This is a genomic window from Aeromonas sp. MTB, assembly GCF_056632455.1.
On record NZ_CP147026.1, the window covers coordinates 1192158 to 1214491 of the forward strand.

The 22334-nt window shown below is 58.5% G+C and carries 18 protein-coding genes and 1 pseudogene; 15 read left to right on the plus strand and 4 right to left on the minus strand.

The annotated features are described in order from the left end of the window. The 5 genes from WBR25_RS05625 (at window position 1) to WBR25_RS05645 (ending at window position 5306) form a co-directional block, all read left to right on the plus strand. On the plus strand, window positions 1–204 hold the full coding sequence (locus WBR25_RS05625) for a transcriptional initiation protein Tat (RefSeq protein WP_005347650.1): 204 nt from the start codon (window positions 1–3) through the stop codon (window positions 202–204). Window positions 205–227: 23 nt separating this feature from the next. Then, window positions 228–3104 (plus strand): formate dehydrogenase subunit alpha, encoded by a 2877-nt coding sequence (locus tag WBR25_RS05630; protein ID WP_042082515.1) that lies wholly within the window; start codon window positions 228–230, stop codon window positions 3102–3104. Window positions 3105–3108: 4 nt separating this feature from the next. Beyond that, window positions 3109–3768: a formate dehydrogenase FDH3 subunit beta gene (fdh3B, locus tag WBR25_RS05635; RefSeq protein WP_005353752.1), complete on the plus strand. Its 660-nt coding sequence runs from the start codon at window positions 3109–3111 to the stop codon at window positions 3766–3768. Continuing rightward, window positions 3765–4736: a formate dehydrogenase subunit gamma gene (locus tag WBR25_RS05640; protein ID WP_005353740.1), complete on the plus strand. Its 972-nt coding sequence runs from the start codon at window positions 3765–3767 to the stop codon at window positions 4734–4736. Before fdh3B ends, WBR25_RS05640 begins: the two co-directional genes overlap by 4 nt. A gap of 159 nt (window positions 4737–4895) precedes the next feature. Beyond that, window positions 4896–5306: a DNA breaking-rejoining protein gene (locus WBR25_RS05645; protein ID WP_223849326.1), complete on the plus strand. Its 411-nt coding sequence runs from the start codon at window positions 4896–4898 to the stop codon at window positions 5304–5306. An 87-nt stretch (window positions 5307–5393) separates the two neighbouring features. On the opposite strand, the gene WBR25_RS05650 is transcribed toward WBR25_RS05645, so the two are convergent. Beyond that, a complete protein-coding gene (locus WBR25_RS05650; protein WP_479749541.1) occupies window positions 5394–6158 on the minus strand; it encodes a substrate-binding periplasmic protein in 765 nt (254 codons plus the stop codon). A gap of 274 nt (window positions 6159–6432) precedes the next feature. On the opposite strand from WBR25_RS05650, the gene WBR25_RS05655 reads away from it, so the two are divergent. From WBR25_RS05655 to WBR25_RS05680, 6 genes are all read left to right on the plus strand, one after another. Then, window positions 6433–8148, plus strand: coding sequence for an NAD-dependent malic enzyme (locus WBR25_RS05655; protein ID WP_252655364.1), 1716 nt, complete (start codon window positions 6433–6435; stop codon window positions 8146–8148). A 419-nt stretch (window positions 8149–8567) separates the two neighbouring features. Then, window positions 8568–9806 carry a uracil-xanthine permease family protein gene (locus WBR25_RS05660; protein WP_479749542.1) on the plus strand — a complete coding sequence of 413 codons (1239 nt, stop codon included), beginning with the start codon at window positions 8568–8570 and terminating at the stop codon, window positions 9804–9806. Window positions 9807–10357: 551 nt separating this feature from the next. Beyond that, window positions 10358–11089: a substrate-binding periplasmic protein gene (locus tag WBR25_RS05665; protein WP_479749543.1), complete on the plus strand. Its 732-nt coding sequence runs from the start codon at window positions 10358–10360 to the stop codon at window positions 11087–11089. A 64-nt stretch (window positions 11090–11153) separates the two neighbouring features. Further along, window positions 11154–12680, plus strand: a complete 1527-nt coding sequence (locus tag WBR25_RS05670; protein ID WP_005353720.1) for a methyl-accepting chemotaxis protein — start codon at window positions 11154–11156, stop codon at window positions 12678–12680. 377 nt (window positions 12681–13057) lie between these two features. Beyond that, on the plus strand, window positions 13058–13849 hold the full coding sequence (locus WBR25_RS05675; RefSeq protein ID WP_335812856.1) for a winged helix-turn-helix domain-containing protein: 792 nt from the start codon (window positions 13058–13060) through the stop codon (window positions 13847–13849). A gap of 10 nt (window positions 13850–13859) precedes the next feature. Beyond that, entirely contained in the window at window positions 13860–14378 is a 519-nt protein-coding gene (locus WBR25_RS05680) for a hypothetical protein (RefSeq protein ID WP_005353702.1), read from the plus strand. On the opposite strand, the gene WBR25_RS05685 is transcribed toward WBR25_RS05680, so the two are convergent. Next, window positions 14368–14787: an N-acetyltransferase family protein gene (locus tag WBR25_RS05685; RefSeq protein ID WP_479749544.1), complete on the minus strand. Its 420-nt coding sequence runs from the start codon at window positions 14785–14787 to the stop codon at window positions 14368–14370. The genes WBR25_RS05680 and WBR25_RS05685 overlap by 11 nt on opposite strands. A 161-nt stretch (window positions 14788–14948) precedes the next feature. On the opposite strand from WBR25_RS05685, the gene WBR25_RS05690 reads away from it, so the two are divergent. Continuing rightward, the gene (locus tag WBR25_RS05690; protein WP_042054471.1) at window positions 14949–15449 is read left to right on the plus strand and encodes an SRPBCC family protein; all 501 of its coding nucleotides are present in this window, start codon (window positions 14949–14951) and stop codon (window positions 15447–15449) included. 204 nt (window positions 15450–15653) lie between these two features. On the opposite strand, the pseudogene glk reads toward WBR25_RS05690, so the two are convergent. Further along, a pseudogene (glk, locus tag WBR25_RS05695) lies at window positions 15654–16625 on the minus strand (glucokinase); the annotation flags it as partial. Between the two features lie 347 nt (window positions 16626–16972). On the opposite strand from glk, the gene WBR25_RS05700 reads away from it, so the two are divergent. The 3 genes from WBR25_RS05700 (at window position 16973) to befA (ending at window position 20429) form a co-directional block, all read left to right on the plus strand. Next, window positions 16973–17827, plus strand: a complete 855-nt coding sequence (locus WBR25_RS05700) for a MurR/RpiR family transcriptional regulator (protein ID WP_005334759.1) — start codon at window positions 16973–16975, stop codon at window positions 17825–17827. A gap of 163 nt (window positions 17828–17990) precedes the next feature. After that, window positions 17991–19430 (plus strand): pyruvate kinase, encoded by a 1440-nt coding sequence (gene pyk / locus WBR25_RS05705; protein WP_005362071.1) that lies wholly within the window; start codon window positions 17991–17993, stop codon window positions 19428–19430. A 213-nt stretch (window positions 19431–19643) separates the two neighbouring features. Continuing rightward, window positions 19644–20429 carry a beta cell expansion factor BefA gene (gene befA / locus WBR25_RS05710; RefSeq protein WP_005353696.1) on the plus strand — a complete coding sequence of 262 codons (786 nt, stop codon included), beginning with the start codon at window positions 19644–19646 and terminating at the stop codon, window positions 20427–20429. 91 nt (window positions 20430–20520) lie between these two features. Here the strand turns inward: befA and WBR25_RS05715 are convergent, their stop codons facing one another. Next, window positions 20521–22272, minus strand: coding sequence for an amidohydrolase (locus WBR25_RS05715; protein WP_479749545.1), 1752 nt, complete (start codon window positions 22270–22272; stop codon window positions 20521–20523). Between the last annotated feature and the right edge of the window lie 62 nt (window positions 22273–22334).

Below are 22334 nucleotides of genomic sequence, written 5' to 3' on the forward strand. Positions count from 1 at the left end.
ATGAGCGATGAACAGCTGAAAGACCCGTCCCGCCGCAATCTGATCAAGGGAGTTGGCGTGGTCGCCACCATAGGCGTGCTGGCCGGTGCTGCCGGTCGGGTGGTGAGCAAAGAGGCGCTGACCCACGATACCAAGCCTGATCAGGGCTATCGGGAGACCCCCCATGTTCACGACTTTTATCGCACCCTGCGCGGCACCGACTGAGCCGGATCAGTGAAGGAGAACTCATGAAACTGACAAAACGTGCCGAGCAGCCCCAGGCGGGTGAGCAGGGCAATGAGGCCATTCGCGGCCAGGGGCTGACCCGCCGCGCCTTTATGGTCAACTCCGGTCTGGTGGCCGGTGGCGCCGTGGCCGCAGGTTGGCTGGCCCCCGCCATGATGCAGCGGGCCGAGGCCAAAACCGTGGCGGCCGAGGTGCCGGTCGAGGTGAAGCGCACTATCTGTTCCCACTGCTCGGTGGGCTGCGGCGTCTATGCCGAGGTGCAAAACGGCGTCTGGACCGGTCAGGAGCCGGCCTTTGATCACCCCTTCAACCTTGGCGGTCACTGCGCCAAGGGGGCGGCCTTGCGCGAGCACGGCCACGGTGAGCGTCGCCTCAAGTACCCGATGAAGCTGGTGGGCGGCAAGTGGCAGCGCATCAGCTGGGATCAGGCCATCGAAGAAGTGGGCAACGAAGTGCTGCGCCTGCGCAAGGAGTCCGGCCCCGACAGCGTCTACTGGCTCGGCTCCGCCAAGCACTCCAACGAGCAGGCCTACCTGTTTCGCAAGATGGCGTCCCTGTGGGGCACCAACAACGTGGATCACCAGGCGCGGATCTGCCACTCCACCACGGTCGCTGGCGTAGCCAACACCTGGGGCTACGGCGCCATGACCAACAGCCTGAACGACATGCACAACAGCAAGTCGATCATGTTTATCGGCTCCAACCCGGCGGAGGCCCACCCGGTCGCCATGCAGCACATCCTGCTGGCGAAAGAGCGCAACGGCTGCAAGATCCTGGTGGTCGACCCGCGCCGCACCCGCACCGCCGCCAAGGCGGACATGTACCTTTCCCTGCGTCCGGGCACCGACGTCGCCTTTATCTGGGGCATGCTCTGGCACATCTTCAAGAACGGCTGGGAAGACAAGGAGTTCATCCGCACCCGCGTCTACGGCATGGATGAGGTGCAAAAAGAGGTGGCGCGCTGGACTCCGGCCGAAGTGGAGCGGGTGACCGGCCTCAATGAACAGCAGGTCTATGGCGCCGCCAAGCTGCTGGCCGACAACCGCCCCGGCTGCGTGGTCTGGTGCATGGGCGGTACCCAGCACACCACAGGCAACAACAATACCCGTGCCTACTGCATCCTCGAACTGGCCCTCGGCAACGTGGGCAAGAGCGGAGCGGGCACCAACATCTTCCGCGGTCACGACAACGTGCAGGGCGCCACTGACTTTGGCGTCACCTCCGATTCCCTGCCCGGTTACTACGGGCTGGAAGAGGGCTCCTGGAAGCACTGGGCCCGGGTGTGGGATGTGGATTACGAGTGGATCAAGGCGCGTTTTGACAACAAGGCCTACAACGGCAAGCTGCCGATGAACAACAATGGCATTCCGGTCTCCCGCTGGGTGGATGGTGTGTTGGAGAACGCAGATCTCATCGAGCAGGGCTCCAACATCCGCGCCATGTTCTACTGGGGCCATGCGGTCAACTCCCAGACTCGCGGCCCCGAGATGAAGAAGGCGATGCAAAAGCTCGACATGATGGTGATTGTCGACCCGTATCCCACCGTCGCCTCTGTGATGAACGATCGCACCGACGGCGTCTACCTGCTGCCGGCCACCACCCAGTTCGAGACCTATGGTTCCGTCACTGCCACCAACCGCTCCATGCAGTGGCGCGACAAGGTGATCGAGCCCCTGTTCGAATCCAAGGTCGACCACGAGATCATGTATCTGCTGAGCAAGAAGCTCGGCTTTGCCGATCAGCTGTTCAAGCACATCAAGGTGGAGAACAACCAGCCGCTCTTGGAAGACATCACCCGCGAATATAACCGCGGCATGTGGAGCGTGGGCTACACCGGCCAGAGCCCGGAGCGGCTCAAGGCGCACCAGCAGAACTGGCACACCTTCCACAAGACCAACCTCAAGGCCGAGGGCGGCCCGGTCAGTGGCGAAGTGTACGGTCTGCCGTGGCCCTGCTGGGGCACCCCAGAGATGAAGCATCCCGGCAGCCATATCCTCTACGACACCAGCATTCCGGTCTCGGAGGGGGGTGGCGGTTTCCGCGCCCGTTTCGGCATCGAGTATCAGGGCGTCTCGCTGCTCGCTGAAGACTCCTGGCCGAAAGGGAGCGAGGTGGAAGACGGTTATCCCGAGATCACTGCCGACCTGATGAAACAGCTTGGCTGGTGGGATGAGCTGACCGAGGCCGAGAAGAAAGAGGCCGAGGGCAAGAACTGGAAGACCGATCTCTCCGGCGGTATCCAGCGGGTGGCCATCAAGCACGGCTTCGTGCCCTACGGCAACGCCAAGGCGCGCTGCGTGGTGTGGACTTTCCCGGATCAGGTGCCCAAGCACCGCGAGCCGCTCTACACCCCGCGCCGCGACTTGCTGGCCGACTACGCCACCTGGCCTGATTCGAAGAGCCTGTGGCGCCTGCCGACCCAGTACGCCTCGGTGCAGGAGAAGGATGTCAGCAAGGAGTTCCCCATCATCCTCACCTCGGGCCGTCTGGTGGAGTATGAGGGGGGCGGCGACGAGACCCGCTCCAACCCCTGGCTGGCTGAATTGCAGCAGGAGATGTTCGTCGAGATGAACCCGGCGGATGCCAACGACGTCGGCGTGCGCGACGGTCAGGATGTGTGGGTCGAGGGGCCGGAAGGGGGCCGGGTCAAGGTGAAGGCACTGGTGACCCCGCGGGTCAAACCGGGGCTCGCCTTTATGCCGTTCCACTTCGGCGGCCACTTCGAGGGCAAGGATCTGCGATCCAAATATCCGGAAGGGTCTGACCCCTATGTGCTGGGGGAGTCGGTCAACATAGTCACCACCTATGGTTATGACCCGGTCACCCAGATGCAGGAGACCAAGGTCACCCTGTGCCGTTTTCGCAAAGTAGGAGCCTGATCCCATGGCCAGAATGAAATTCATGTGTGACACCAAGCGCTGCATCGAGTGCAACGGCTGTGTGACGGCGTGCAAGAACGAGAACGACGATGCCCTGGAGTGGGGCATCCAGCGCCGCCGGGTGGTGACTCTCAACGACGGCCTGCCGGGTGAGACCTCCATCTCGGTCGCCTGCATGCACTGCACCGACGCCCCCTGCATGGCGGTCTGCCCGGCCGACTGCTTCTATCACACTGACGACGGCATAGTGCTGCACAACAAGGATCTCTGCATCGGTTGCGGCTACTGCCTGTTTGCCTGCCCGTTCGGGGCGCCCCAGTTCCCGAAGACCGCTGCCTTTGGCGATCGGGGCAAGATGGACAAGTGCACCTTCTGCGCCGGTGGCCCGGAAGAGGATCACAGCGAAGCGGAGCGCCAGAAGTACGGCGCCAACCGCATTGCCGAGGGCAAGCTGCCCATGTGTGCCGAGCTCTGCTCCACCAAGGCGCTGCTGGCAGGGGATGCGCAGGTGATCTCCGATATCTTCCGCGAGCGGGTTGCCTATCGCGGCGCCCCTCATGCAGCTTGGGGGGCTGATGAACAGGCGCTCTATCGTGACGCCAGCAAACCTCACGATGGCAGAGGCAAGGGGCTCAAGCTTGGCAAGCAGGAGGATGGCCAATGAGACACTGGCTGACAGCGCTGCTGACGGCCTTGCTGCTGTTCAGCGCGCCCGGCTTCGCTGATGCGCAGAAAGAGGCGGTCGGCTTTGCCGGCGCCGATTACTGGCGGGCGGTGAAGGATGGGCAGGAGGGGGTGACCACCTCCCGCTCGCCGGAGCACGGGGTGCTGATCTCGGTGCCGGGCCAGCTCTGGTTCGAGGTGAAGACCAAGTGGGTGTCGCCGCTCGGCGCCATCGCCATCTTCGGATCGCTCGCCATGTGTGGCCTGATGTACCTGGTGGTGGGGCAGACCAAGCTCTCCAAACCGCGCACCGGGCGCAAGCTCAAGCGCTGGAGCAGGCTGGATCGGGCACTGCACTGGACCACGGCGGCCATGTTCCTGACCCTCTCCGGGTCGGGCCTGGCCATCATCTACGGCAAGTACTTCATCAAGCCGGTGGTGAGCCTCGGGGTGTGGGAGAACTGGATCTGGTTCGCCAAGGTGTTCCACAACTACGTGGGGCCGCTCTTCTTCCTCTGCCTGATGGGGGTGCTCATCAAGTGGTTCCGCCACAACATCGTCAACATGGTGGATGTGCAGTGGTTCATGAAGTTTGGTGGCATGCTCGGCAAGCACAAGGGAAGTCACCCCTCGGCGGGCTTCTCCAACGGTGGCGAGAAGGCGATCTTCTGGCTGCTGATCTGGTTTGGCGGCATTGTGGTGGCGACCGGGCTGTTCCTCGACTTCCCCATCTTCGGCCAGCTGCGCCGTCAGATGGAGTGGGCCAGCTTTATCCATATCGTAGGCGCCTTGATCCTTATCTGCGGTTTTATCTTCCATATCTACATGGGCCTGTTCCAGCTGGAAGGGGCGCTGGAGGGGATGGTGACCGGCGAGGTGGACGAGACCTGGGCCAAGGAGCACCACGACCTCTGGTATGAAGAGGTGAAGCACACTCTCGATGAGCCCAAGGCGGGCAAATCAAGCTGATGGTCGACAAAGAGTAAAGAGAAGGGGCGCTACGGCGCCCCTTTTGATGGCGGGTCTATCGTGATGGCAAATTGATTGAGCGATGCCGCGAACGGCGATGGTTTTTTGGGCCACCTTGAGCAACAGTAACAGGGGTTCCATTCACACAAGGGATGACAAATGATGAGAAAAGCATGGCTGGCAGCGGTATGTGCATCTGCGCTCTTCGGTGGTATTGCGGGCGTGGCGCAGGCGGCTGACGGGATCAAGACCCAGCAGGTGCAGTTCAAGAAGGGGGAGTCAGGGGCAACCATCAACGGCACCATTCAGGGTCGCCAGACCCTCGATTACAAGCTGACGGCCAACAAGGGCCAGAGCATGGTAGTGATCCTGACCGGCAAGCCCTACTTCAATATTTTGCCGCCAGGCAGCAAGGGGGAGGCGATGTTTATCGGCTCTACGGAAGGGAACAACTTTGAGGCGACCCTGCCCGCCAAGGGCACTTATACCATTCGGGTCTACCAGATGGGGGCGGCCGAGAGCAGCAAGGCCAAGACGCCGTTCAAGCTGGAGGTGGGCATCAGCGGCTAATGCCAGCCGCTGACAAGCATCACAGAGGTGGCGGCCACAAAGGGCCGCCACCGTTGTTTTATCCTCTCTGTTTTTGCCTCGCCAAGGTCAATATTCCCCCCGGGAAAGCTGTTCGAAGTAGCGCTTATAACGTCCGCTGGCGATGGCCTGCTGCAACTGCTGATTGAACTGATCCCGCAGTTTGGCTGAATCCGGCATTTTGCGCGGGAACATCACGAAGCTGTCGTTGCGCAGAAAAGGGGTCTGACTGTGGGTGATGAGTGCCGCGCTGGCGGGGTCGAGCTGGCTCTGCAACTGGGCCAGACCGACTCGCAGCTCTTGTGGATAGAGGTCGATCCGCCCGCGCAGCAGCTTGCCGAAATTCTGCTTCACGTCGGTGACTTTCTGTTGGGTTACCTTGCCATCGGCCACCATCTTGTCCAGCTCGGGCCCGTAGCTATAGGCGATATCGCCCCCCAACCGCATGCCGATGATCTGCTCAAGGCGCTCGGCTTGCAGCTGCCGTGATTTGAGGGAGAAGAAGACAAACTGCTCCTGCAGCACCGCTTCGCTGAACAGAAAATCCAGCTCCCGCTCCGGTTTGTGCATCCAGACGGCGGTGGCATCGTAGAGTTGGCTGTTAGCCGCCAGCGAATAGACCCGACCCCAGGGGGCGAAGTGGAACTTCACCTCATAGCCCGCCTCCTTGAAAAGATCGCTGATGAGGTGGGCCACTGGCCCGTGCTGTTTTGACTGCTCGGAGACGAAAGGGGGCCATTCACCCACGATGATGTTGAGTACCCGGCCCGGTGCGGCGAGAGCCGACTGGCAGGTCAGAAACAACCACAGAGCAAGCAGCGGGATCAGGCGCATGGCTGAAAGAAGGGGACGCAGGCTGGCAGAGGCGAGGGCATCAGATCACTCCCGGCTGTGATGCGGTGAAAGGGGCTGGGTTGCCCGCAATGCTAACATGAGTCTCATTCCTTGCCGTGGATATTTGTCTCGCCGGGGTCGCCGGGCGCCTATTTTGGCCGCAGGGTATGCCCAAGCTCACAAAACCGATCGAGTAAACGTCATATGATTGATTTCATTATGAGTCTTGCTCTCCTGCCGAACGGCAATTTCACGTAAATCAAAGAGAATGACTATGGCTACCGGACAATATCTGCTGTGGAAAGATGCACAGGGACAAGATTTTCGCCCCGTTGCACTGACCGGCACTGATCTGCTTAACAATCGATACCTCAACAAGGGCACGGCCTTTACCGAACAGGAGCGGACCGATTTTGATCTCGATGGTTTGCTGCCGCCTCAGGTGCAAACTTTTGAAGCCCAGCTCGAGCGAGTGTATGAGGGGTTCAAAAGCGCTTGCAGCGATATCGAGAAGTACCAGAACCTGCGTGCCCTGCAGGATCGCAACGAGACTCTCTTCTATGCCCTGTTGTCACGCCATGTGGAGGAGATGACTCCCTACATCTATACCCCGACTGTGGGCAAGGCGTGCCAGGAGTTCAGCCACCGCTTCCAGAAGCCGCGCGGCCTCTACATCACTCCGGACAACGTGGATGACATGGGCAGTCAGGCCCGTCACTTCGATGCCAAATCGATCCGCATCATAGTCGTCACCGACAGCCAGGGCATTCTGGGGATCGGCGACCAGGGTGTTGGCGGCATGGGCATCCCCATCGGCAAGCTGGCGCTTTATACCCTGGGTGCCGGTATTCACCCCGCCTGCTGCATGCCCATCGCGCTGGATGTGGGCACCGACAACCAGAAACTGCTCGATGACCCCATGTATCTGGGCCGCCCCCACAAGCGCATTCGCGGCAAGGAGTATGAAGAGTTCATCGACAAGTTTGTGCAGGGGGTCAAGCGCCACTTCCCCAATGCCGTGCTGCAGTGGGAAGACTTCAGCAAATCCAACGCCTTCAACAATCTGGCCCGCTACCAGCAGGCACTGCCGTCATTCAACGATGACATTCAGGGCACCGGTGCCGTGGTGCTGGCCGGTATCATAGGCGCGGTCAAGGTCAAGGGGGAGACCCTGGGCCAGCAGAACTATCTGGTCTATGGCGCTGGCGCCGGCGGGGTTGGCGTCGCGGATCAGATCTGCGCGGGAATGATCCGCGAGGGGATGGATCCGCAGGCGGCCCGCGATCGCATCTACATTCTGGATACCCAGGGGCTGGTGTGCGACAACCGGGACGGGCTCGACGAGTACAAGCGTCGCTACGCCAAGCCGGGGCTGCTGCTGGCGGGTTGGGATACCGAGGTGCCCGGCAAGGCCAATCTGGCCGATGTGCTGCGTCATGTGCCCATTACCGTGTTGTTGGGTACCAGCGGCTCGGGCGGTGCCTTCCAGGAAGAGCATATCCAGCTGATGCTGCAGCATTGCGAGCGCCCCATGGTGTTCCCGCTCTCCAACCCGACCGCCAACTGTGAAGCGCTGCCGGAGGATATCTACCGCTGGAGCAAGGGCAAAGCCATTGTCGCGACAGGCAGCCCGTTCAAGGATGTGAGCTACGAGGGGCAGGAGTTTCGGGTCGGGCAGGGCAATAACGTCTTTATCTTCCCCGGTGTAGGTCTGGCGGCCATCGTCAGCCAGCTCCGCGAGATTACGCCCGATGTATTCACTACCGCCGCCTTTGCGCTGGCCGAGTGCGTGAGTGAGGTGGATCTGGCGAAAGGGGCCGTTTATCCCCGCATTCGCGAGCTTCGCAGCATCTCGGTGCATGTGGCGACCGCCGTGCTCAAGGATATAGTGCGCCGGGATCCCTCCCACCCGCTGATCGGTCAGGATCTGCAGCAGCATATCCTCAACCACATGTGGGAGCCGGTTTACCTGCCCTATCGTCGGGTATAGGTTACGCACGGGTTTAACTAACACATTGACCGCAGAGGGGGATGGCATGGCTATCCCCCCTTTTTTATCGCAGTGTTCTGGTTTTGGTTGCTAGAGTGGGTAGCCAGATAGTGAGCGTGTTAGCATATGGGTCAAGTACCCGCCGTTTTCTTCATTTAGCGTACAAAACATCACCCTGTTGAATGGCGTTTCAATAAACCGGTCAGAAAAACGATTGGCGTTCGTCACAATAATGCGTAAAATCGCATACTCGATGCTTGTAGCAACGAATCCCGCCTAAAAAGCCAGTTTCATGCCCTTCCCAAGCAGTAAAAGGTAACAAGTGACGCATTTGTGTTCATTTTGCGCCTTGAAAAAGTCTTGTGATAACTGAAAAGTGATAAATATCCCCATCAGTTATCAAAAAATTAAGGACATCCATGTTTTCCTTAGTCAAGCAAAGTGTCGCCGGGCTGCAAATCCTGTTTGTCGCCTTCGGTGCCATGGTTCTGGTGCCTCTGCTCACCGGATTGAACCCCTCCATGGCCCTGCTTGGCGCCGGTGTGGGCACCCTGTTGTTCCAGCTCTGCACCCGCCGCCAGGTCCCAATTTTCCTCGGTTCCAGCTTTGCCTTCATCGCTCCCATCATCTACGCCACCCAGACCTGGGGATTGCCATCCACCATGTTTGGCCTGTTTGCCGCCGGTTTCATGTATTTCATTCTGGCTGCGCTGATCCGGGCAAAAGGGATGGGCTTTGTGCACAAATTGCTGCCGCCCGTGGTGATTGGCCCGGTGATCATGGTGATCGGTCTTTCTGTGGCGCAGGTTGCCTGCAACATGGCGATGGGCCGCGCCGGTAGTGAGCAGGTGGTTCCTGCGGGAACTGCGCTGACACTGGCCGGTATCTCGCTGGCTGTCACCCTGATTGCAGCTGTGTTTTGCAAGGGGTGGATCAAGCTGATCCCCATCCTGTGCGGCGTGATTGCCGGTTATGTCTCGGCGGTCTTCATGGGCCAGGTGAGTTTCGATGGCATGGTGAACGCCCCCTGGCTGGCGCTGCCCCACTTCGAAACCCCGGAGATCAACTGGGCTGCTGCGTTGTTCATGTTGCCGGTAGCCATCGCCCCCTGTATCGAGCATATCGGTGGCGTGTTGGCGATTGGTGGCGTGACTGGTAAGGATTACACCAAGGAGCCGGGTTTGCACCGTACGCTGGCCGGTGACGGCATCGGCGTCTGCTTCGCCGGTTTCATCGGTGGCCCTCCCGTGACCACCTACGCCGAAGTGACCGGTGCCGTGATGATCACTCGCAACTTCAATCCGGTCACCATGACCTGGGCAGCCGTGTTTGCCATCATTCTGGCCTTCTTCGGCAAGTTCAATGCACTGCTCACCTCCATCCCGATGCCGGTGATGGGCGGTATCATGCTGCTGCTGTTCGGATCCATCGCTGCCATCGGTCTCAAGACGCTGGTGGAATCCAAGGTGGATCTGGGGCTGTCACGCAATATCGCCATCGTCGCCGTGACGCTGACCGTCGGTGTCGGTGCGCTGGAGATGAAGATTGGCGACTTCGCGCTGGCCGGCGTTGGCCTGGCCTCTGTTGCCGCCATCCTGCTCAACCTGATCCTGCCTGCGCACTCCGAAGAAGGTGTGATGGAGGCGGCCAAGGACTGAGTTTCACCAGACGTTCATTGTTGATTTGGAGAAGGCCACCTCGCGGTGGCCTTCTGTTTTTCGGGTATCTCGCGCCACTTTGTGGCTCGGCGGAGCTCATCTGGAATCTAATTTGGAAGCAGATGAGGGGGTTAGCATTCTCATTTGACGTATCTCTTTTCGTGACCTTAGCTAAAGGACAGGTTTGGCTCTGAGGTCTCCTCGAGCAGTATGGGAAAATGGATGTTGGCGTTTTCTATCATTTCTCTCCCAGACCCCTGTCATAAAACGATGCGCTTTTTCTTTGCCACGGCGCTGTTGTATGGCAGAGGCTTATCCGCCCCACTCCGCACTCCCCTTATGCTGCCCTGGCATTTTTCCACCTCGATTTGTTGTGAGCCTGCCTCGCCGGTTGCGTTTCGTTGCGCACAGGCAAAATCCGGATCTGTTTGCTGCTGCACATGAGTGGGCGGCGAGCCGTGAAAGCCGGCATGACCCCAGCGGGTCAGACGTGCACCGCCATCGGTAACGGCGGATGTTCAGGGATGAATGGCAAGCAAAGCGAGGTTGCAATGAACTATCAACTGCTGTGGAAAAGTGCAATTTTTTCAGTCTCTTCCATGATGGCGATAAACGCTGTTCAGGCTGCGCCACTGAACGTGATGACCGAGGATTACCCGCCATTCAACATGCAGGGAGAGGGGGGCAAGATTGTCGGGCTGTCGACCGAGGTGGTCGAAGAGCTGTTCAAGCGTGCAGGGGTCGAATACAAGCTGACCCTGATGCCCTGGAAACGGGCGTACGAAGATACCCTCGGTACTCCCAATACCGCCCTCTACTCCACGACCCGCACTCCGGAGCGGGAAGCACTGTTCAAGTGGGTAGGGCCGCTGGTCAATAACAACTGGGTGTTTTTCTCCAGCTCGACCACCAATATCACGGTCAAGTCGCTGGAAGATGCCAAGCAGTATTCGGTGGGTGGCTATAACGGCGATGCAGCCGCCGAATATCTCAAGGCCCAGGGATTTGCCAAGTTGCAGCTTGCTGCCAACGATACCGCCAACGTGAAAAAACTGGAGGCGGGCCGCATCGATCTTTGGGCAACCGGCCAGTATCTGGCACCTTATCTGGCCAGCAAGGAGAAAGTAGCTTCACCCAAGCCGGTCTTCGTGTTCAAGGAAACCCAGATGAGCTTGGCGTTTAACAAGGACACGCCCGATGAGCTCATCACCAAGCTTAACGAGATCCTCGCTGCCATGAAGGCGGATGGCACCATCGACAAGATCAATGCCAAGTACCAGTAACAGTACCAATAGCAAGTGCCGCTCAATGGCACTGCGCCGGCTGCCGTAAAACCGGGAGGAAACCATGGATTGGAAAAGTCTGACGTTCAGGATTGCCGTGTTGACCTCCCTGTCGGTGAGTCTGCTACTGGTGTTGTTTGGCGGTTACAACTACCACGCCGTCAAGGCGGAGAGCTACAGCAAACAGAGTGCGCTGGTCGAACAGGCCATCGGCCGGCTGCAGCTCTCTCTGCCCGGCCCGCTGTGGAATTATGAATCGGCCTTCATCGAGGCATCGCTCAAGTCCGAGCTGGCGGCCGATATCCTGAGTGCTTTGCTGGTGGTCAACAAGGACAAGCTGGTGGCCGGGTTTGCCCGTGACACGGCGGGGAGCATTGCCCCCGTGACAGCCATGCCTGCCGATGTGTCTGCCTACGGGGGGTATGATCTGGTCTATGACGACAGCGGCCAGAAAAACACCGTGGCCCGATTGCTGGTGCAAACCAGTGATGCCGCCATTCAGGCCCAACTGCGCCAGCAGTTGATCACCACCGTCTGGCAGATCCTGGTGCTCGATCTCTGCATCATCGCGCTGCTGATGGTGCTGATTCATCGCAATGTGCTCAGGCCGCTTCACCAGATGAATCAGGCGGTGTTCGATCTGGCCAAAGGAGAGGGGGATCTGACCCGGCGTCTGAAGATCAGCCGCCAGGATGAGATGGGCGCGCTGGCCACCAACATCAACCACTTTATTGCCAAGTTGCAGGAGATGGTGGCGGAGATCAACGAGCTCTCTGCCGGTGTGTTGCAAACCGCCGAACTCTGTGACTCCCTCTCGGCAGATACCCGGGTAGGCAGTGACGCCCAGCAATCCGAGCTGGATCAAGTCGCCACCGCCATCACCGAAATGAGTCAGGCTGTGCAGGAAGTGGCTGGTAACGCGGTGAAAACCTCTGGCGCCACCGATGAGGCCAACCTCTATGTGGAGCAGGGTTACAATCTGGCGGGCCATGCCAATGAGGCCATCCATCAACTGGTGGGGGAGGTGGAGCGAGTCGCCACCCTGATGCGCACCCTTTCGACCGAAAGCAGCAGCATTGGCACCATCATTGAGGTGATCAACGGCATTGCCGAGCAGACCAATTTGCTTGCCCTCAACGCGGCCATCGAGGCGGCGCGGGCGGGTGATCAGGGGCGCGGTTTTGCGGTGGTGGCGGATGAGGTGCGCACCTTGTCGGGCCGTACTCGCCAGTCGACGGAGGAGATCAGCGCCAGTATCAAGCGGTTGCAGCAAGCGACCCAGAATGTCGGGGCCGGCATGCAACAGAGTCAGGAGAAGGCATCCCGCGCCGGAATCGAGGCGGCAGATGTGCAGACATCGGTGGAGAAGATTAAAAATCAGGTCAGCCTGATCCGCGAGATGAACATGTATATCGCCCAGGCATCGGAAGAACAACACTCGGTGGCGGAGGCGGTCAGCCACAGCGTCAACCGGATTGCGACGCTCAACAGCGAGAGTGCAGCCAGAGTGGCACAGGTTGCCGAGGCCAGCAGTGATCTGCGGCAGCTGTCGGCCCAGCTCGACACCCTGCTCAAGCAGTTTCGGGTCTAGTCAGTTCACTTCGCCCCGTTGGATCATCCTGCGGGGCAGGTAAGGTTCCCTTTATTGTGAAGTGCGGCGAGATGTTGTGAGGGGCAAGGGGCCTTGTCCAGCAGAGCTTTTCGTCATGCCCATGTCACTGTTCAGCTGAGATTGGCGTTGCCGCGATAGGCGAAACTCGCAGCATCATGCTCTGCCCGATACGCAGTCCGACAGCGCTGGACGCATATTTTCATTTTCCCCGCTCGTGCCTGCCTGCATCTATTGTGCCGCTGATCCCGACCCTTTAGAATTTCGTTTAATTACAGCGAGTCCTGAGCCGCCATCTGGCTTTATCAGGTGTGGAATCCCATCTTCTTCATGATGAATGCAAATAACAGGTGGTTGGTATGACGGGGGTTGCGCCAGGCAATAACATATCAGCCTATCACTTCGGTGATTATGTCTTTGATGTCAAAAGGCGAGAGCTGATCTTCTGTGCCGACAAGGACAACTTGCAAAGCGCCCGGGTGGTGCGCTTGTCATCGGCAGAGAGCCTCATTTTCAGCTATCTGCTCGATCACCATGACGAGGTGTGCGACAAGGATCTGTTGCTTGATATCGGCTGGTTGGGTCGCCCCATCAGCCCCAACTCACTGAACGTGGCCATCGCCAATATTCGTCGCCACTTCGCCTCATCCCCCCAGACGCTGGATATCAGAAGTACCCCGAAAAAAGGGTACTCTCTGCATCTGAACTGCAAGATGAAGAGCTATTACGGCAAGGCACTGCCAACAGAGAGTGAGCCCTTGCCCGAGCCGATGAGCGAACCCACGCCTGCAGCGGCTGCGCAGCCACCGTCGACATCACCAAGCTCCGACCACGAGGTCATCAAAGAGCCTGCTGCTCCCCGTTCTTTTGGTGAGCGCGCCAAACTTGCCTTTCTCAGCGGTATCGGGCGGCCAATGCTGGCAAGGGTCCTGATATACGTCAATCTGCTACTGGTTGTGCTGGTGGCGTTTGTCGCCAGCTATCTCCATTTCGAGTGGCTCCATGTGCACTGCACCGACTCGCCGACCGGCGTTGTTTGCCAGATGGAGGCACGGAGCGATGTGCCACCAGTCAAGCCGGCATCGCTGGTGCTGGTCTCCGGCCACCAGGTTCGCGTGCTTTCCTATAAAGAGCTCGAAAAAACGCTGTAAGGGATCTCTGATGAAACGAACGCTGAAAAATACCTTGCTGCTGTTGCCACTGCTTGTCGTGCTGCTGTTTGTGGTCGGGATGTTTATCAACAGTCTGGGCTGCCATTACGACCTGAAAATGTCGGCCAATGGAGTCAACTATCACGGTGTGTGCCGCTGGGGCAAAATCACCGTGATCGAAGAGGAGGAGGCGACCAGGGAGAAGTGGCGAGTGACCGGTTTTCAACTGACCTTCTTCAACCAGCTTGTTTACCTCATCGACAGTCGTACCCAACTGCACGAATCGGGTAACGATGACTCCTATCTCAATGAGTACAACCTGATCCAGTCGCAATATGCGCTGGTCAACTATGCCTGGGTGCCGCTGACCGAAAACAAGGTGGCGATCTTCCAGCGCGATCCGGTGCATGAGGTTGTGATTGCCCAGCGAGATGGCTGGTTCGATCTCTACCGCTGGTTCTTCCCCCCAGCACCGCTGGTGCCTGTTCAGCCGCAAAGCGCAGGTGCCGGGCGTCCCGCTAGCTTCTAAGCAACTTGCACCAGGGGCCGGTGACTTCGCAGTGGCCTGTCTCATCACTGTTTTGCCAGCCCAGCCGATGGTAGAAGGCTACTGCCGCCGTGTTGCGGGTCGCAACCTTGAGCGAGCCGTGCGGCGAATCAGCGAGGCCCCGCTCCAGCAGGGCGCGCCCGATCCCCTGACCATGCCAGTCGCTTGACACATAGAGGTGATGGACGAAGTGATCGGGCTGCCAGATGGCGATAAAGCCGCAAATATTGCCCCCCTGCTCGGCCACCCACACCTGTTCACCTTTGGTCTGCTCCTCGAAATCTTCGAGCTGGAAGCGGGCGGGATCGACCCAGTGAAAGGTGTGGCGGCGGCTCTTTAAAAACAGCCGGGCCAGTTGGGGAATGTCTTTCTCTTCCATGAGCCGGATCATGATGACCTCCCGGGTCAAGTCACTGTTCGCTGAGGCAACCGCGTGGCGGCAGCTTAATCTGATGCAAATGACAAGGGTGTGATTAAGCTCTGTCCATTGTATTTGCCATGGGGCTATACTGCCGGAGTCCCTTGTATGGATGGCTTGAGGATCGCTGATTTATGGACAATAAACTGATTGAAGGCAACATTTTTGTTCCGGCGCACATAGACGATGTCTGGCACGCCTGGACTACCGAAAGCGGTCTGCGCAGTTTTCTGGCTCCCGAATGTTTGATGGTGGCCGAACCGAATGGTCCTTTCGAGATCTACTTCAGGCCTGATGCCCCGCTGGGTGAACGTGGCAGCGAAGGGTGCCGGGTCATGGCCGTCATGCCCTATGACTTGCTCAGTTTCAGCTGGAATTTCCCGCCCAGCCTGCCCCATATCCGCCAGCAAAAGACCCAGGTTTGCCTGCGCTTTGTGCCGGAAGGGCAGGGCACTCGCCTCTACTTCCTGCAGAGCGGTTGGGCCAATGATCCGGATTGGGATCAGGGTTATGCCTATTTTCGGGAAGAGTGGCTGGAGACCAGCCTGCCACGGTTGCAGTACCGTTTTACCCACGGTCCCATCGACTGGAACAATCCGCCAGACAAGGTGCAGTTGAAGGCGCTGGCTCAGTAATCCCGGATATCAGACATAAAAAAAACCGGCCAAAAGGCCGGTTGAAACAGTTCAGGCTTGTCAGGTGACAAACGTATCCAGCGGATGAGAGTCGCTTTCCACTCCTTGTGAAGCACAACACTCTTGGTTACGTGCGGCTACTTTATGCCATTCACACTGAATCGAGGCTGAACCATGGATGATCCCGCCTCGTTCCCCTCTTCATCAGATAGTGATCCCCATCGACTGGCGCAAGTAAGCGCCCGCACCGAGCAGCCCCGGCCCTTCATGGGTGATCAGGAACACGGGGATCTCCTTGAGGTAGGACTTGAAGCGCCCCTTGTCTTCAAAGGCGACCCGGAAACCGGAACCGGTAAAGAACTCCTGGAAGCGCGGCACTATGCCACCTGCGATATAGACGCCGCCAAAGGTGCCCATATTGAGGGCCAGATTGCCGGCAAAGCGGCCCATCAGCACGCAAAACAGGCTCAGGGTGCGGCGGCAATCGAGGCATTCCCCGACCAGTGCGCGCTCGGTAATGTCTTTGGGGGCGAATGGCTCAGGCTCACGGCCATCGGATTTCACCAGCCCGCGATAGAGATTGACCAGACCCGGGCCGGAGAGGAAACGCTCTGCCGAGACATGGCCCAATTCGCCTCGCATTACTTGCAGCACTGCATCTTCCTCTTCGGTGTTGGCAGCAAAATCCACATGACCACCTTCACCCGGCAGGCTCAGCCACTGCTCACCCGCCTTGACCAGATGGGCGACCCCAAGGCCGGTGCCTGCACCATAGATGGCGATGGGCTTACCCGCTACCGGCGCGGCGCCGCCAAGCTGGATGCGATCCGATTCAGCCAATACCGGCACAGCCATCGAGACCGCAGTAAAGTCGTTGATCACTTGCAGGCGTGCCAGCCCGAGATTGCTCTGCATCTCGCTGATGGAGAACTCCCAGCTGTGGTTGGTCATGGCAACCCAGTCACCGTTGATGGGGCAGGCGATGGCGATGCAGGCTTCAGCCACCTGTACCTTGTGTTCTTCCAGATAGAGGCGTACCACGGCTTCAAGGCTGGGATGAGCCAGACCTGAGTAGGTCTTTGCCTGAGAGATAGTACCGGTGGCCAGCTCACACAGGGCCAGACGCGCATTGGTGCCGCCGACATCGCCGACCAGCGCATGGGTATGCTGCATAACAACTCCTTCGTTACAGGATGGGGACGACTCTGGTGTCCCGAGATTATTGTTGGATTATGACGGCCCATTCTATCCGAGCTCAGGCTTGCTCACCCGCCGGATCGATACAAACGTGCGCCTGCTCACAGTGTTGTTGCTTTGCAACATTTGTAAGCGCTTTCATGGCAAGGTGACGTTTTGTAACGAAAAGTACGAAATAATTAGAGATGAGTCATACTTTGTATGGCAGGCATTAGTTGCGATAACCGCTTGTCTTGTATAGTCCTTAGCTTGAATGGAAACTTGCTTAGCCGTAGATTGAGTGCAAAGACACTGAAGCTAAATTACAAAAACGCCTGGTGGTGATGATGAATACCCTTGATAAAATTACGAACAACTTGGAAAGTTTCAGTAAATCAGAACGCAAGGTTGCCGAGGTGATCCTGGCGTCTCCCCAGACCGCCATCCACTCCAGCATCGCCGCTCTGGCCAAGATGGCCGATGTCAGTGAACCGACCGTCAACCGCTTTTGCCGCCGTCTCGATACCAAGGGCTTTCCTGATTTCAAACTCCATCTGGCCCAGAGCCTGGCCAATGGCACCCCTTACGTTAATCGTCATGTGGAAGCGGAAGATGGGCCGGATACCTACACCGCCAAGATTTTCGAATCCACCATGGCTTGTCTGGATGCCGCCAAAAACAGCCTGGATATCTCTGCCATCAACCGCTGCGTCGATATCCTGACCCAGTCCAAGAAGATCAGCTTCTTCGGCCTTGGCGCCTCCTCCGCCGTTGCCCGCGATGCCCAGAACAAATTCTTTCGCTTCAACATTCCGGTAGTGAGCTTTGACGATATCGTCATGATGCGCATGAGCTGCATCAACAGCAGCGAAGGGGATGTAGTGGTGCTGATCTCCCACACCGGTCGCACCAAGGCGCTGGTAGAAATCGCTGCGCTGGCCCGCGAGAACGACGCCACCGTGATCGGCATGACCGCCAAGGACTCCCCGCTGGCCCGCGAGTGCAATCTGGTGCTCTCCATGGATGTGCCGGAAGATACCGATGTCTATATGCCGATGGCATCCCGCATCGCCCAGCTGGCGCTGGTGGATGTGCTGGCGACCGGTTTTACCCTGCGCCGGGGGATGAAATTTCGCGAAAATCTGAAGAAAGTAAAAGAGGGATTGCGCGAATCCCGCTTCGAAACCCCGCACTCTTCCTGAACCGTCGGGGGCTCCGGCCCCCGACTGTCTATGCCACCCGCCTTGGTGTAGTATTGTAATTTAATAACAAAAACCACCCAGATGGTTTGTAAACGGGTGCATCGAGCCATGGGCTTGATGGGGCAGAATCTCAAGTCATATCAACTTCATATTGGAGTCTTTCATGCCTAGACGTACAAAGATTGTAACCACACTCGGTCCGGCTACCGACCGCGAAGGGATCCTCGAAGGGATCATCCGCGCCGGGGCCGACATGGTGCGGATGAACTTCTCTCACGGCACTGCTGAAGACCATATCCTGCGCGCCAATCAGGTGCGTGACATTGCTGCCAAGCTCGGTCGTCACGTCGCCATCATGGGTGATCTGCAAGGCCCGAAAATCCGTGTTTCCACTTTCAAGGATGGCAAAATCTATCTGGCCATCGGTGACAAGTTTATTCTCGACGCTGCACTCGGCAAGGGTGAAGGGTGCCAGGAGCAGGTCGGTATCGACTACAAGAGCTTGCCAGACGATGTGGTACAGGGCGACATCCTGCTGCTGGACGATGGCCGTGTACAGCTGAAGGTCGAGCAGGTTGAAGGCACTCGCATTCACACCACGGTGACCGTGGCCGGGCCGCTCTCCAACAACAAGGGCATCAACAAGAAAGGGGGCGGTCTCTCCGCTCCGGCCCTTACCGAGAAAGACAAGGAAGACATCAAGACCGCTGCCCGCATGAATGTGGACTATCTGGCTGTCTCCTTCCCGCGCTGTGGCGATGATCTGCGCTACGCCCGCGAGCTGGCCCGCGAAGCCGGTTCCAATGCCAAGATCGTGGCCAAGGTTGAGCGCGCCGAAACAGTCGCCACCGATGAGGCGATGGAAGACATCATCCTTGGTTCCGATGCTGTGATGGTCGCTCGTGGCGATCTGGGTGTCGAGATCGGTGACCCCGAGCTGGTTGGTGTACAGAAGAAGTTGATCCGCCACTCCCGTCGTCTGAACCGTGTGGTGATCACCGCGACCCAGATGATGGAGTCGATGATCAACGCGCCGCTGCCGACTCGTGCAGAGGTCATGGACGTGGCTAACGCTGTGCTGGATGGTACCGATGCGGTGATGCTATCCGCCGAGACTGCCGCCGGTCAGTTCCCCATCGAGACCGTGACCTCCATGGCGAGCGTTTGTGTCGGTGCCGAGAAGCACCCGAGCCTGAACGTCTCCAACCACCGCATGAGCTACACCTTCACTTCCGTTGAAGAAGCTGTAGCCATGTCCACCATGTATGCGGCCAACCACCTGGAAGGGGTGAAGGCGATCGTTGCACTGACCGAGTCCGGCACCACTCCGCTGCTGATGTCCCGTATCAGCTCCGGTCTGCCGATCTTCGCCATGTCTCCCCACAACAAGACCCTGGCCTGGACCAATCTCTATCGTGGCGTCACTCCGGTGATGTTTGACGGTGACGAGACCAAACCGGTCTACGAAGTGTGCCGCGACGCGCTGGCCGTGCTCAAGGAGAAGGGGCTGCTGCAAAGCGGTGACATGGTGCTGCTGACTCACGGTGACAAGATGGAAACCGTGGGTAGTACCAACACCTGCAAGGTGATGATGGTCGAATAAGCCCGTCCGGTTTTACTGTGCTTAACAAGGCTGCTCCTCTTTGATGAGCAGCCTTTTTGTTAACCGCTGTCGGGCTGTGGCGAGATAAACAGGACTCAATGATTGCTTAACCGGATTCCCCTTCCGATAATGCGGGAGTGATTTTCAGCGGGTAGCCTGTTGTAGGTGATCGCCCCAGGTAACCCAGACACTCGACAATACGGGAGTGAAAAAATGAACAAGCGTAACTGGTTGCTGGCCCTGTCACTGAGTCTGGCCTTCTCACCCTGTTATGCCGACTGGGCCAAGCTCAAGGCCGCAGCGTCCGATCTGGGAGCGGCAGTGAGCGAGACCAGCAAGGAGGTGTGGCAGGATGTCAGTGATTTTTCCAAAAAGAGCTGGGCTTCTATCTCGGCCTGGGGAGAGGATGCCTTCAATACCGCCGGGGTCTGGACCGACAAGAGCATCGCCACCGGCAAGGAGTGGCTGAAGGCGGCCGACAAGGAGCTCAACGAGATGCTCAACCCCAAGACGGCTAAAGAGGCGAGGATCGCGCTCAATACCATGGCCGACACTGCGCTGATCCGGTTGTTCAACGAGCAACCATCAGCCAAGTTGTTGTTTGACAAGGCTTATGGTTATGCGGTGTTCGATTCGCGCAAGTTCTCCCTGATGCTGCATACCAATCAGGGGGCCGGGGTGGCAGTCAATCGCAAAACCGGCAAGCACACCTATATGAAGATGTTTGGTGCGGGTCTGGCGGCCGGGATTGGCGGCAAGTTCTATCAGCAGGTGATCCTGTTTGAAGACAAGGCCAGATTCGATGCCTTCGTGACCCAGGGGTGGGAGGCTACCTCCGAAGTGGGCGTGGTGGCCGGCAAGGAGAGCGCCGAGCTTACCGCCAAATACAATGGCGGCATGGCCATCTACCAGATTGGTGAGAAGGGCCTGCTGCTCGATGCCAATATCTCCGGCTCCAAGTACTGGATTGACAAGGACTTGACTGAAACGAGCCGCTAATCCCGCCGTTATCGGTTGCTCACTGCACGCCATGCGCTTGTCGTGATCTCGCAAACAGGCCCGCAATGCGGGCCTGTTTGTTCTCTCGGTGTCAGTGGGCTGAATAGACCTGCTTGCCCTTGAACATGGTCCAGAGCACCTTGGTCTCCTTGAGCTCTTCGCTTGCTATCTGTTCCAGATTGCGATCCAGCAAGATCAGGTCAGCACTCTTGCCCGCGCTGATGGAGCCAATCTCTTTCTCCCGTCCAATTACCTTGGCGGCGTTGAGGGTATAGGCCTGCAAGATGGCCTGACGGCTGATCTGCTCGCTGGCGGGGGGCAGCAAGCCAAGCTCCCCTTGGCGGGTGATCGCGGTATACATGGCGAGGAAAGGGTTGGGGCTGGAGACCGGCCAGTCACTGGCGCCGGCGATAATGGCGCCGCTTTGCAGTAAGCTGCCTGCCGGATAGAGGCGGGCTAGCAGTGCCGGGGGCACTTTTCCTTCAAGCAGCAGGGTGGTCGCCACGTTTTTCCCGGCCCACAACAGTTGCATCGATGCGGCCACATTGAGTGGTTTGAAACGGGCAATGCTGGCCGGGCTCACCACCTCCAGATGGGTGATGCTGTGCAGCAAGCGGTGATCCCGATTGTGGGCCCGGGCATAGGCGATGGCATCGAGGGATTCACGGACGGCCCGATCGCCGATAGCATGAAAGTGAGCGATAAGTTGATGGGCATCCGCGGTGCGGATCAGCTCGTTGAAGCGCTGCTTGTCCAGATCGTCCTTGCCGCTGTAACTGGGACGGTTGAGGTAGGGCTCGCTCAACTTGGCGGTCTGGGATGGATACTCGATGACACCATCTTGCAGGATCTTTATCCCCACCAGTTTCACGTCCGGGGCATCTTGAAACTGCTGTTGCAGCGCCAATACGTCATCAATGATGGCGGGCGAGGCGTGGATCCCCACCAGTGCCAGTGCGGACACATGTCCGGTCAGCTTGCCTTCCCGGGAGAGCATGCGGTACGCCGGCAGCAGGCCGGTATCGCGGCGATCCGGCTCGGCGTTGAAGATGGGGGCGAGGGGGCGAATGTTGCTGATAGGGTCCATCCAGGCGGTAATGCCCACCTGATTGAGTTGTTTGGCGGCAGTCATGATGGCACTGGCAATCGTCTCGTCGCTGACGGGGGGCAGCGCCTTGAGGATGGCATCCCAGCCGCCTTCCGAGGCAAAGCCATTGAGCATGCCGGATGGGGTGAGGCCAAAATTGCCTTTCAGCGGAGCATAACGACCGGCAAGGGTGTCGGCATCAATGCCAGCCTTGCGCAGCATGGCCTGATTTGCCCAACCGGTGTGGGCATCCGAACCGGCAAGCACTACTGGGATCTGCCGGTATTGCGGGCCATTGAACACCTGATCGAGCAGGGGAAGCTGATGCCAGTAGTCGAGGGAGACATTGCTGTATAGCTCTACATCGCCCAGTGTCAGGCGGGGATCATCCTTGCTGCGGGTCAGAAATTGCTGCACCTGCTCAACCTCATTCATGGCATCGGGAAAGTTAACCGTCATCCCCTGAAAACCGGCAAATGCCGCATGAACATGGCTGTCGATGAGGCCTGGCATCAGGTACTTTCCTTTCAGATCAAGACGCTTGGCATGGCTGCCAAGGCGGGCGCTGACCTCCTGATAGCTGCCGACTGCCACTATCTTTTTACCTTCAATGCCGACCGCTTCCGGGTGAGGGTTCGCCGGATCACCACTGTAGATGGTGCCGCCAAAGATCAGCGTCTGGCTCTGTGACTGGGCATTGGCGGCTGCGGGAAGCGTTACCAGCAGGCTGGCTAGAAACAGCGTTTTGATATTCATGGGCATGACTCCGTCGCTTCGGTGCCCGAAGGCACCGAAGTGGGTAAAGGAAATGAGGTATC

What these genes read in the sequence shown, in the direction of transcription:
- WBR25_RS05625 (WP_005347650.1), top strand. Translation starts at nt 1, where the DNA reads ATGAGCGATGAACAGCTGAAAGACCCGTCCCGCCGCAATCTGATCAAG.
- WBR25_RS05630 (WP_042082515.1), top strand. Translation starts at nt 228, where the DNA reads ATGAAACTGACAAAACGTGCCGAGCAGCCCCAGGCGGGTGAGCAGGGC.
- fdh3B (WP_005353752.1), top strand. Translation starts at nt 3,109, where the DNA reads ATGGCCAGAATGAAATTCATGTGTGACACCAAGCGCTGCATCGAGTGC.
- WBR25_RS05640 (WP_005353740.1), top strand. Translation starts at nt 3,765, where the DNA reads ATGAGACACTGGCTGACAGCGCTGCTGACGGCCTTGCTGCTGTTCAGC.
- WBR25_RS05645 (WP_223849326.1), top strand. Translation starts at nt 4,896, where the DNA reads ATGATGAGAAAAGCATGGCTGGCAGCGGTATGTGCATCTGCGCTCTTC.
- WBR25_RS05650 (WP_479749541.1), bottom strand. Translation starts at nt 6,158, where the DNA reads ATGCGCCTGATCCCGCTGCTTGCTCTGTGGTTGTTTCTGACCTGCCAG.
- WBR25_RS05655 (WP_252655364.1), top strand. Translation starts at nt 6,433, where the DNA reads ATGGCTACCGGACAATATCTGCTGTGGAAAGATGCACAGGGACAAGAT.
- WBR25_RS05660 (WP_479749542.1), top strand. Translation starts at nt 8,568, where the DNA reads ATGTTTTCCTTAGTCAAGCAAAGTGTCGCCGGGCTGCAAATCCTGTTT.
- WBR25_RS05665 (WP_479749543.1), top strand. Translation starts at nt 10,358, where the DNA reads ATGAACTATCAACTGCTGTGGAAAAGTGCAATTTTTTCAGTCTCTTCC.
- WBR25_RS05670 (WP_005353720.1), top strand. Translation starts at nt 11,154, where the DNA reads ATGGATTGGAAAAGTCTGACGTTCAGGATTGCCGTGTTGACCTCCCTG.
- WBR25_RS05675 (WP_335812856.1), top strand. Translation starts at nt 13,058, where the DNA reads ATGACGGGGGTTGCGCCAGGCAATAACATATCAGCCTATCACTTCGGT.
- WBR25_RS05680 (WP_005353702.1), top strand. Translation starts at nt 13,860, where the DNA reads ATGAAACGAACGCTGAAAAATACCTTGCTGCTGTTGCCACTGCTTGTC.
- WBR25_RS05685 (WP_479749544.1), bottom strand. Translation starts at nt 14,787, where the DNA reads ATGATCCGGCTCATGGAAGAGAAAGACATTCCCCAACTGGCCCGGCTG.
- WBR25_RS05690 (WP_042054471.1), top strand. Translation starts at nt 14,949, where the DNA reads ATGGACAATAAACTGATTGAAGGCAACATTTTTGTTCCGGCGCACATA.
- WBR25_RS05700 (WP_005334759.1), top strand. Translation starts at nt 16,973, where the DNA reads ATGAATACCCTTGATAAAATTACGAACAACTTGGAAAGTTTCAGTAAA.
- pyk (WP_005362071.1), top strand. Translation starts at nt 17,991, where the DNA reads ATGCCTAGACGTACAAAGATTGTAACCACACTCGGTCCGGCTACCGAC.
- befA (WP_005353696.1), top strand. Translation starts at nt 19,644, where the DNA reads ATGAACAAGCGTAACTGGTTGCTGGCCCTGTCACTGAGTCTGGCCTTC.
- WBR25_RS05715 (WP_479749545.1), bottom strand. Translation starts at nt 22,272, where the DNA reads ATGAATATCAAAACGCTGTTTCTAGCCAGCCTGCTGGTAACGCTTCCC.